Genomic DNA, 11,421 nt, shown 5'->3' with positions numbered 1-11,421 from the left:
AAAGAAATCCGCCAATGATGGCGCCATAGATATTGCCCAGCCCGCCCAGGATGGCCGCAGCAAATCCAATCACACCCAGCAGCAAACCGACATTGAAGTTGACTTCGTAGTAGTACAAGCCGTTCATCACACCGGCGAGCGCAGCCAGGCCAGAGCCCAGTGCAAAGGTAATTAACACCACCGCCTCGAAGTTGATACCCATCAACCGCGCGGTCTCTCCGTCTTGCGCCACAGCACGAATCGCCAGGCCGAGCTTGGTTCGCGTGATCAGAAGGTGTACGCCGGCAATGGCGAGCAGGCCGCTGGCCAGCAAAATCAGGTTGTCAATTCGCAGCGAAAGCCCGCCAAGCTCCACCATGGAGGTAGGCAACAACGCGGGAAACGGTTTCGGGTTGGAGCCGTCAGGATAGAACAGACGAACCGCCTCGCGCATCACGGTGCCAAGCATCAGCGTCGCCAGCAGCGTGTTGAGCGGCGGCGCATGGCGCAGCGGCAGGATCAGGAACTTGGCAATTCCCGCCCCCAGCAACCCAGTGACGGCGACTGCAAATACAACCACCGCAAGCAACTGCAGCACCGGAGAATCCAGTCCGATTTTCATCATCAGGATGGACGCCGTGAGCCCGGCGAAGGCACCCACCATCAAGGTGTCACCGTGCGAGAACTTGATCACGTCCAGAACCCCGAAAAACAGGGTAAAGCCAACAGCGACCATGGCGTAAATCACGCCCAGCATCAGGCCATTGAAGATATATTGACTAACTTCGCTCATCAGGTTTCCTGAAACGGTTGAGGATTACCCTCCCGCGTCGCCGATGGCGTGCAGGAGGGCATCTTGGGGATTACAAACCGGCGAGCTTGCGCTTGCCTTTGCCGTAGCTGCTGTCTTCCCAAACCACCCAGGCACCGTTTTCCACCACGTACTTGGTGATAAGCGACACGATGTTCTGGCGATGGTCGTCAAAGGTCACCTTGCCGACAATCGTATCGACATCATTGGTCTTGTTCAGAACGTCACGCACTTTTTTGCGATCCGGACCAACCTTCTCCACGGCATCCATGATCAGATTGGCGGCGGCAAATGCAAAGGGACCATAAGCCTCTGCCGATTCGCCGTATTTTTGCTGCGCGTATTTGCTGGTGAAGAAAAGACCGCCTGGCAGCTTCTCCCATGGCGCCCCTTCGATAAACGAAAGCGTGCCTTCAGCCAGTTCCTTGCCGGCGCCCTGAATATAGGCATCGGACTTGATCCCGGAGGTACCCTGGAATTGCGCCTTGATGCCCAGCTTCTCCATCTGCGTCCGAATCCGCACGCCGAGCGGCGTCAGTCCGCCGAAGTAAATGACGTCCGGATTCAACTCGCGAATCTTGGTCAGTTCGGTGGTGAAATCCTGTTGGTCAGCCGTCACCCCGAAGGTGCCCAGGACCTTGCCGCCACCTTTTTTCAGGAATTCGCCAAAGTATTTGTTGTGTCCTTTGCCGTAGTCCGTTGTGTCATGAATAATGGCCCATTTTTTGTAGCCCAGTCCGGCCATGAACTTGTAGGCGACCTCGTTCTGATTGATCATCGTGCCGTTGACACGATGAATTTCCTTGAAGTTGTTGCCGTAGGTGACCTCGGGCAGAACCGCACCCCACACCACAGCCGGCATGCCAAAACGGTTGTACACGCCCGCCGTGGCCATGGCGACTGCCGAGCAATAGTGTGTGACGCCCGCCACGATATTTTTATCTGCGGCCACCTTGGTCGCCACCTGCACACCCACATTGGGCTTGCACTCGTCGTCCTGCGGCACCAATTCGTAGGTGAACTTGGATTTGGGATCCTGATTACGCAGGCGCACTGCCAGGTCGGCGGAATTGCGTCCCCCCAGGCCCATATTGGAGACCCCACCGGTCAACGGACCGATAAAGGCGATTTTCACCACTTCTTTCGCCATGACGGGGCTGGCCACGAGAGCCAGACCCATACATGTCGTCAACAACGCCGTTCCTGCCAATACCGTGTTTCGCCTGCGCATAGTCACTTCCTTTCGGGTGGATTGAAGAATTCAAATTAAGTAACATGATCCTGATTGACTGTCTTTTGAATACAGTTCAAGTCACTTGAATATTGACATGCATGATTTATGCCAGATATTATCCTTACTGACCACGAGGGGAAACCCGAATCAGCCCACCTTAACGCGCCAGAAGCAGTGGGCCACTTGGATCATTTGACAGGGTCCAGGTCAATGAACAACCCCAATCGAATCGCTGGTTCGACGCACCGCTGCGGTGCTCAAGGGGGCATCCCACGTTGGTGCCGAAAGCAGACTGTCGTACCATTCCCGAACAAGGCGCCGCACTGAATGATGCTGACCGGTTCGCACGCATCAACAGCGCAAACTGCCGGGCGGACGCAAAAACACACACTGGGCAGTAAGGGCTCTGGCTTGATCGCCCCGCCACATCAATCGCACTATGGAACCCAAAATGGCTGACAACTTATCAAGTATCCCGGTCAACGATGCCGTCGCGTTGACCCAGACCCTGTTGCGGATGAACACCATCAATCCGCCCGGCAATGAAGACCAGTGCACCCGGTATCTGGCAGAGCTGCTGTCGGCGGCGGGCTACGATTGCCGGCTGGTTGACTTCGCACCGCACCGCAGCACCCTGGTCGCACGCATAGGCGGCAAACCCGACAAGCCGCCGATTTGCTTCACCGGCCATGTCGACGTGGTCCCGCTCGGTTCAGCGAAATGGGCACATGACCCGTTCGGCGCAGAGATCGTGGGCGACAAGCTGTACGGCCGTGGTTCCAGCGACATGAAAAGCGGCGTTGCTGCCTTCACCATTGCCGCGATCGCGGTGGCCAGCGAGATCAAGGACAGCGCCGGTTTGACATTGGTCATCACCGCGGGCGAAGAGACCGGCTGCGAAGGCGCGTTCCATCTGGTGGGCATGAGCGATGTGGCCGAAATTCTTGGCAAGGCCGGAGCGCTGGTGGTGGCCGAGCCGACCGGCAACCAACCGCTGGTGGGCCACAAGGGCGCGTTCTGGCTAAAAGCCAGTGCGACCGGCGTCACCGCCCACGGCTCCATGCCGGAGAGCGGCGACAACGCTATTTACAAGATCGCGCGCGCCGCACTGGCGCTTGAAAACTTCGATTTCGCGACCCCGCCCCATGCGTTGATGGGACAGGGCACGCTAAACATCGGAACGGCGCGTGGTGGTTTGAATATCAACTCGGTACCCGATGCGGCCGAGATGACGATCGACATTCGCACCGTCGCTGGACAGGACCACAGGCAGATATGGGGTTGTCTGTGCAGTCGCATGGGTCCGGGCATCGGCTTGCAAACCCTGCTCGACGTAGGCAGCGTCTTCACCGCACCCGAAGACCCCTGGATGCAGAGCGTATTCGCGCGTTGCCAGACCCTTTTCGACACGCCCTTGCAGCCCAAGACGGTTTCTTATTTCACTGATGCAGCAGCCTTGCGCGAACCGCTGGGGCAGCCACCGACCGTGATTCTGGGACCAGGCGAGCCGCATATGGCGCACCAGACTGATGAATTTTGCTATGTGGCGCGGATAGGCGAAGCGGAGCAACTGTTCCGGCAGATCATCCTTGACTGGTGCAAGGGATGACCTTGATCTGATCGTGCGCAAAGAACTGTGCACGAGCGCCATGCGGGCCAGGACCGCGCGCTGCGGTCAAAGCGTGCGGACGTCTGAAATAGAGCCGCTTGATCACCTCGCAGCGGGTGGCCACATTTGACACCGCAGCCGAGGCCCATGCCCACGGCCAACCTGTATCACGGCCGATACACTCGCAGCATGACCAACCCGAATCCCAATCTCTCTTCCTTCATCTGGTCCGTCGCCGACCTTCTGCGCGGCGACTACAAGCCCTCCGACTACGGCAAGGTCATCCTGCCCTTCACCGTGCTGCGCCGCCTGGACTGCGTGCTTGAATCGACCAAGGCCGCCGTGCTGGCCGAGAAAGCCACCCGGGAAGCGGCCGGCCTGAACCCCGAGCCATTCCTGCTGCGCAAGTCCGGCCAGTTCTTCTACAACACCTCGCCGTTGGACCTGAAAAAGCTCATGGGCGACCAGGACCACATCGGCGAGAACCTGCGCGCCTACCTGCAGGCGTTTTCGCCGGCCGTGCGCGACATCTTCGAGAGCTTCGAGTTCCACACCCAGATCGACAAGCTGGCCAAGTCCGGCCTGCTCTACATGGTCACCGAGAAGTTCGCCACCATCGACCTGCACCCGGACGTGGTCAGCAATGCCGACATGGGCGCGGTGTTCGAGGAGCTGATCCGCAAGTTCGCCGAGCTGTCCAACGAGACAGCCGGCGAGCACTTCACTCCGCGCGAAGTCATTCGCCTGATGGTCAACCTGCTGTTCATCGAGGACGACCAGGCGCTGACCAAGCCCGGCGTGGTGCGCTCGCTATACGACCCCACGGCGGGCACGGGCGGCATGCTCAGCGTGGCCGGCGAGCACCTGGCCGGCCTGAACCCCGATGCCCGGCTGGTCATGTACGGCCAGGAGCTCAACCCCGAGTCCTATGCGATCTGCAAGGCGGACATGCTCATCAAGGGCCAGGACATTGCCAACATCATCCTGGGCAACACCTTGTCAGCCGATGGCCTGGGCGGCAAGGTGTTCGACTACAGCTTGTCCAACCCTCCCTTTGGCGTGGAGTGGAAGAAGATCGAGAAGGAAATCCGCAAGGAAGCCGAGCAGCATGGCTTCAACGGGCGCTTTGGCCCCGGCCTGCCGCGCGTAAGCGACGGCTCACTGCTGTTCCTGCTGCACCTGATCGCCAAGATGCGCCCGGCGGTCGATGGCGGCAGCCGGTTCGGCATCGTGCTCAACGGCTCGCCGCTGTTCACGGGCGGCGCGGGCAGTGGCGAAAGCGAGATTCGCCGCTACGTGCTCGAAAACGACCTGGTCGAGGCGATCATCGCGCTGCCCACGGACATGTTCTACAACACCGGCATCTCGACCTACGTCTGGATCGTCAGCAACAGGAAGCCCGCCGCGCGCAAAGGCAAGGTCCAGCTGATTGACGCCAGCAGCTTCTGGCAAAAGATGCGCAAGAGCCTGGGCAGCAAGCGCAAGGAACTCAGCCCGGCCCACATCGAGGACATCACGCGCCTGTTCGGCAGCTTTGATGAACTGACCCGCGATGGCGTGCCGATCAGCCGCATCTTCAAAAACGAGGACTTTGGCTACCGCACCATCACCGTCGAGCGCCCAGAGCGGGACGCCAGCGGCCAGGTTGTGCTGGGCAGCAAAGGCAAGGCCAAGGGCAAGCCGATGGCCGACTCCAGCTTGCGCGACACCGAGAACGTGCCGCTGGGCGAGGACATCGACGCCTACTTCAAGCGCGAGGTGCTACCCCATGCGCCCGATGCCTGGATTGATGCGGACAAGACCAAGGTCGGCTACGAGATACCGTTCAACCGCCACTTCTACGTCTTCAAGCCGCCGCGCCCGCTGGCCGAGATCGATGCCGAACTGAAGGGCGTGACCGACCGCATCCTGACCATGATTGGCGGGCTTACGGCATGAGCTTTTCGCGTTACCCGACTTACAAGGACAGCGGCGTGGAGTGGCTGGGGCAGGTGCCGGGGCATTGGGCAGTGAAGCGCCTCAAACAAGCCTGTCATGTGTTCCCAAGCAACGTGGACAAGAAATCTCACGATGGTGAAACGCCCGTTCTGCTCTGCAACTACACGGACGTGTATTACAACGAGACGATCACCGCTGGGATGGAGTTCATGGCGGCGACTGCATCGACCGACCAGATTGCCAAATTCACCCTTCGCGCCGGTGACACGATCATCACTAAAGATTCTGAGACAGCCGATGACATTGCAATCGCTGCGTATGTTCCAGCGGACTTGCCTGGCGTTATTTGCGGCTACCACCTGTCCATGGTTCGCCCGCTGCCTGATGCCGATGGTGCGTTCATCAAGCGGTTTTTTGATTCAAACTTTGCCAAGTCCTGTTTTGCCGTTCTTGCGAATGGACTGACTCGCGTTGGTCTAGGCCAATACGCTCTGGACAATGTAGAACTGGCTTTCCCACCTCTTGCCGAACAAACCCAAATCGCCGCCTTCCTGGACCGCGAAACCGCCAAGATTGATGCGCTGGTGGCCGAGCAGCGGCGGCTGATGGCGCTGCTGAAGGAAAAGCGCCAAGCCGTCATCTCCCACGCCGTCACCCGGGGCCTGAACTTCGACGCACCCCTGAAGCCGTCCTGCATCACAGGCATCGAATATGTTCCTGCTCATTGGGATGTGATGGTAATTAAACGGTTTTCGACGCTTCACCGAGGCCACGACCTTACAGATTCAGAGCGTACAGAGGGGCCATACCCTGTGGTGACATCAAGCGGGATTAACGGAACACACGGATCATTCATGGCACATGGGCCTGGTGTCGTCACGGGTCGCTACGGCTCTACTGGCCGTCTTTTTTACATTCAAGATGACTTTTGGCCGCACAACACATCTTTGTATGTGTCCAACTTTCACGGCAATCACCCTCGCTTTGTTTGGTACTCCCTTCAGACGGTGGATTTTGCGGCTCATTCAGCAAAGGCAGCTGTTCCTGGAATTGACAGAAATGACATTCACGTCCTTCCAGTTGCCGTACCACCTAAAGAGGAGCAAGTCGCCATTGTCACGTTCCTCGATAGTGAGCTTACTAAGCTCGACCTCCTCACTACCGAAAACCAGCGCGCCATCCACCTGCTGCAAGAGCGCCGCACTGCGCTGATTTCGGCTGCCGTCACCGGCCAAATTGATGTTCGTGGTGTTGTTACCCAAGCAGAATTGGAATCAGTATGAACCAAGACAAGCCGCTTTCAATTTCGGCTGATTCGTTCCAGATCACCACACCTTTTGAAGGTGACCAGTTTGGCCGAGCGGCTTTGGCGACTCAACTCAGCACCTACATCAATCGGCTGAAGGCGGGTGCGGTGATTGGTATTGACGCTCCATGGGGTGAGGGTAAAAGTTGGTTCGGCCGTCATTGGGCCGAACAGCTTAGGACAGACCACAAAGTGGCGTTTATCGACGCTTTTGAGAACGACTATGTTGATGACCCGTTCGTGTTGATCGCTTCGGAGTTGTCTGCGTTGCTTGATGACGCTACAGGGCAAGGTGACTCTTTGCAAAAGAAGGCGGCGGGCGTGATGAAGGCAATCGTCCCAATGGGGACGAAGGTTTTGATCAACTTGGCAGGACGACTGCTTACAGGAACATCGGATTTATCCTCTGACGTGGAAGATACGCTGAAGGGAGCGACGGATGGGGCTGCAGATGGTGCAGAGAAGTGGATTGAAAAACGCATTGAATCCATGGCGGAGGAACGCGCATCATTGAAAGGTTTTCGGGTTACGCTGGCTGAAGCCGCCCTGAAAAGTGAACGCCCTGTAGTTGTAATGATTGACGAACTGGATCGATGCAAGCCATCATTTGCCGTCACACTGATCGAGCGCATCAAGCACTTGTTTGACGTGCCCAATTTGGTCTTCGTCTTGCTTTTGAATAGAAAACAGATGGAAATTGCGATTGAGGGCCAGTATGGGCAAGGTACAGATGGTCAAGGGTATCTCGGCAAGTTTGTAAACCTGTGGTTCGAGCTACCCAAAGCGACTATTGGAACAAATGGGTCTGACGCGCGTCATGACGCATTCGCAAATCATGTGCTTGAGCGGTATGGTTTTAACAACGAGGACCGGCAAGGTGTCGAAGCGTTCAGAAATGATATCGTCATTTGGATTGGTGCATTTTCAATGTCATTGAGGGACATCGACCGTATGTGTGCGTTGTTCGTAATGGCCGATCGCCCTTACACGGGCTTACTGGGTTACCTGATCGCTACAAAGATCAAGCATCCAAAAAGATTCACAAATCTTCGGAAAAATGACACTAAAACCCATATCGAGTGTAACGAGGCGCTTCAAAATATCGTAAATGGCAGATCGATAAATAGCCAATCTACTTGGGGAGATATTCTCTTGGTTGGACTCGCTGAACTCCACCAAGTTCAGGCTAAGTTAATTGAGCAAAAGGACGCGCATACTTTTCTCGAATATCAAGCTGAGTTCATTGGTCGAATGGGTAGATACACGAATAACTTTATTGCGACGGCTAACCACCTCGACCTACAGATCGAAAGTTTTTGATCATGTCGGGGCTCCACAAAGAAATCAGCTTCGAGACCGAGATTTGCCAGCACCTGGCCGCCCACGGTTGGCTCCATGCCGAAGGTGATGCGGCAGGCTACGACCGCGCCTTGGCGCTGTTCCCGGCCGACGTGCTGGCCTGGGTGCAGGCCACGCAGCCGAAAGCCTGGGAAGTGCTGCTCAAGAACCATGGCGCCAAGGCAGGCGACACGCTGTTGTCCCGCCTGCGCGACCAGCTGGACCAGCGCGGCACGCTCGATGTGCTGCGCAACGGCATCGAACTGCTGGGCCTGAAAAGCCCGCTCAAGCTCGCCGAGTTCAAGCCAGCGCTGGCCATCAACGCCGACATCCTGGCCCGCTACAGAGCCAACCGGCTGCGCGTGGTGCGCCAGGTGCGCTACTCGCTGCTGAGCGAAAACAACATCGACCTGGTGCTGTTCCTCAACGGGCTGCCCGTGGCCACGGTGGAACTCAAGACCGACTTCACCCAGAGCGTGCAGGACGCCATCGACCAGTACCGCTTTGACCGCCACCCGCGACCCAAGGGCCAGGCGGCCGAGCCGCTGCTGTCGTTTCCTTGCGGCGCGCTGGTTCACTTTGCCGTGAGCAACTCCGAAGTGGCGATGGTGACGCGGCTGGACGGCCCTGCCACGGTGTTCCTGCCGTTCAACCTGGGCAACGAGGGCGCGGCCGGCAACCCGGTGAACGCGCTTGGGGGCCACCGCACCGCCTACTTGTGGGAACAGGTCTGGGCGGTTGACAGCTGGCTGGAAATCCTGGGCCGCTACCTGATTGCCCAGCGCGACAAGAAAAAGCAGATCGAGCGCATCGTCTTTCCGCGCTACCACCAGCTCGACGTGACGCGCAAGCTGCAAGCTGCGGTGATCCATGATGGCCCCGGCGGGAAGTACCTGATCCAGCATTCGGCGGGCTCCGGCAAAACGAACTCGATTGCCTGGACGGCGCACTTCCTGGCCGAGCTGCACGACGCCGAGAACTGCAAGGTGTTCGACACCGTGCTGGTGGTGTCTGACCGCAACGTGATCGACTCGCAGCTGCAGGAGGCGCTGTTTGACTTTCAGCGTACCACCGGCGTCGTGGCCACCATCAAGAACACCGACGGGTCCAAGAGCGCGGCGCTGGCCGAGGCACTGGACGGCAGCAAGAAGATCGTGGTCTGCACCATCCAGACCTTTCCCTTTGCGCTGGAAGCCGTGCGCAAGCTCGCCGCCACGCAGGGCAAGCGCTTTGCCGTGATTGCCGACGAGGCGCACAGCTCGCAGACTGGCGAAGCGGCCGCCAAGCTCAAGGCCGTGCTCAGCCCGGAGGAATTGAAGGAGCTGGGCGACGGCGGCGAAGTCAGCACCGAGGACATCCTGGCCGCGCAGATGGCCACCCGGGCCGATGATGGCGGCATCACCTTCGTGGCGTTCACGGCCACGCCCAAGAACAAGACCCTGGAGCTGTTTGGCACCTGCCCGGACCCGACGCGCAAGCCGGCCCCCGACAACGTGCCCGTGCCCTTTCACGTGTACTCCATGCGCCAGGCTATCGAGGAAAAATTCATCCTGGACGTGCTGCAGAACTACACGCCCTACGCCCTGGCCTTCAAGCTGGCCCACAACGGCCAGGAACTGAGCGACCAGGAGGTCGAGCGCAGCGCCGCCATGAAGGGCATCATGGGCTGGGTGCGGCTGCACCCGTACAACATCGCCCAGAAGGTCGAGATCGTGGTCGAGCACTTCCGGGAGTTCGTCTCGCCGCTGCTGGCCGGAAAAGCCAAGGCCATGGTGGTGGTCGGCAGCCGGCTCGAAGCGGTGCGCTGGCAGTTGGCCATCGAGCAGTACATCAAGGCACACAGCTACGCCATCGGCACGCTGGTGGCGTTCTCGGGCGAGGTGAACGATCCGGATTCCGGCCCGGACGGCTTCACCGAGAACAGCCCGGCGCTCAACCCCAGGCTCAAGGGCCGCGACATCCGCGAAGCCTTCAAGGGCGAGGAATACCAGATTCTCTTGGTCGCCAACAAGTTTCAGACCGGCTTTGACCAGCCGCTGCTGTGCGGCATGTACGTGGACAAGCGCCTGGCGGGCATCCAGGCGGTGCAAACCCTGAGCCGCCTGAACCGCGCCCACCCCGGCAAGGACACCACCTACGTGCTGGACTTCGTCAATGACACCGAGGAGGTGCTGGCGTCCTTCAAGGCGTACCACACCACGGCAGAACTGTCGGCCACGACCGACCCCAACCTGGTCTTCAACCTGCGCGCCAAGCTGGACGCCGCCGGGCACTACGACGACTTCGAGGTCGAGCGCGTGGTGGCCGTCGAACTCAAGCCGGACGCCCGGCAGAGCGAGCTGGTCGCGGCCCTGGCGCCGGTGCAGGATCGGCTCATGAAACGCTACCAGGCCGCGCAGGCCACATTGAAGATGGCTCTGGCCAAGGACGACAGCAAGGCGGCCAGGGGCGCGCAAGATGAGCTGGACGCCCTGGTGCTGTTCAAGGGCGACATGGGCGCCTACCTGCGGCTGTACACCTTCCTGTCGCAAATCTTCGACTACGGCAACACCGACATTGAAAAGCGCGCCATGTTCTACAAGCGCCTGCTGCCGCTGCTGGAGTTTGGCCGGGAGCGGGAAGGCATCGACCTGTCCAAGGTGGTGCTGACGCACCACCACCTGAAGGACCAGGGCCTGCGCAAGCTGCTGCTGAGCGCGGGCGAGACGCCCAAGCTGGCGCCGATCACCGAGGCGGGCAGCGGTAGCGTGCAGGAAAAACAGACCGCCTACATGGCCGAGCTGATCGACAAGCTCAACGACCTGTTTGGCGCGGGAACGAGCGAGCAGGACCAGCTGCGCTACGTGAACGGCACGCTTCTGGGCAAGGTGGCCGAATCCAAGACCCTGCAGCAGCAGGCGAGTAACAACTCGAAGGAGCAGTTTGCCAACTCACCGGACCTGACCAACGAGCTGCAAAACGCCATCATCGAGTCCTATGACGCGCACACCGTGATGAGCACCCAGGCGCTAAATTCGCCAGTGGTGCTGCGCGGCCTGCTGGACATTTTGCTGAACCACTCGGGGTTGTATGAGCGGCTGCGGGAGAAGGCTGTTGCTGGGTGAATGAGCAGCCTGAATGCAGCCCCTGCGCTTTGTTTGGGTTGGGGCCCAGCGCGACATTGATTTGGCCCGCAAGCGCCTCAAGGACCTTCTAAAGGAGATTGG

7 protein-coding genes are annotated in these 11,421 nt (G+C 59.1%); 5 read left to right on the top strand and 2 right to left on the bottom strand.

Features of this window, described 5'->3' with window-relative positions:
- Both IV091_RS15145 and IV091_RS15140 read right to left on the bottom strand, forming a co-directional pair.
- On the bottom strand, positions 1–772 hold a 772-nt coding region (locus IV091_RS15145), incomplete at its 3' end, for a branched-chain amino acid ABC transporter permease (RefSeq protein WP_293470090.1).
- 70 nt (positions 773–842) lie between these two features.
- Positions 843–2,021 (bottom strand): branched-chain amino acid ABC transporter substrate-binding protein, encoded by a 1,179-nt coding sequence (locus IV091_RS15140; RefSeq protein WP_293470089.1) that lies wholly within the window; start codon positions 2,019–2,021, stop codon positions 843–845.
- Positions 2,022–2,475: 454 nt separating this feature from the next.
- Here IV091_RS15140 and IV091_RS15135 point away from each other — a divergent pair, with 454 nt between their 5' ends.
- The 5 genes from IV091_RS15135 (at position 2,476) to IV091_RS15115 (ending at position 11,319) form a co-directional block, all read left to right on the top strand.
- Complete coding sequence (locus IV091_RS15135) at positions 2,476–3,633, top strand: M20 family metallopeptidase (RefSeq protein ID WP_293470088.1); 1,158 nt, start codon at positions 2,476–2,478, stop codon at positions 3,631–3,633.
- A gap of 189 nt (positions 3,634–3,822) precedes the next feature.
- On the top strand, positions 3,823–5,571 hold the full coding sequence (locus tag IV091_RS15130) for a class I SAM-dependent DNA methyltransferase (protein ID WP_293470087.1): 1,749 nt from the start codon (positions 3,823–3,825) through the stop codon (positions 5,569–5,571).
- A complete protein-coding gene (locus IV091_RS15125; protein ID WP_293470086.1) occupies positions 5,568–6,854 on the top strand; it encodes a restriction endonuclease subunit S in 1,287 nt (428 codons plus the stop codon). Before IV091_RS15130 ends, IV091_RS15125 begins: the two co-directional genes overlap by 4 nt.
- Positions 6,851–8,197, top strand: coding sequence for a P-loop NTPase fold protein (locus IV091_RS15120; RefSeq protein ID WP_293470085.1), 1,347 nt, complete (start codon positions 6,851–6,853; stop codon positions 8,195–8,197). The genes IV091_RS15125 and IV091_RS15120 overlap by 4 nt, the downstream gene beginning before the upstream one ends.
- Positions 8,198–8,199: 2 nt before the next feature.
- Complete coding sequence (locus IV091_RS15115; RefSeq protein WP_293470084.1) at positions 8,200–11,319, top strand: type I restriction endonuclease; 3,120 nt, start codon at positions 8,200–8,202, stop codon at positions 11,317–11,319.
- Positions 11,320–11,421 lie beyond the last annotated feature (102 nt).

The organism is Polaromonas sp., assembly GCF_018780625.1.
Taxonomy (GTDB): Bacteria; Pseudomonadota; Gammaproteobacteria; order Burkholderiales; family Burkholderiaceae_C; genus Polaromonas.
The sequence above is the reverse complement of the archived record's forward strand: the minus strand, read 5'-3'. Positions and strand labels throughout refer to the sequence as shown.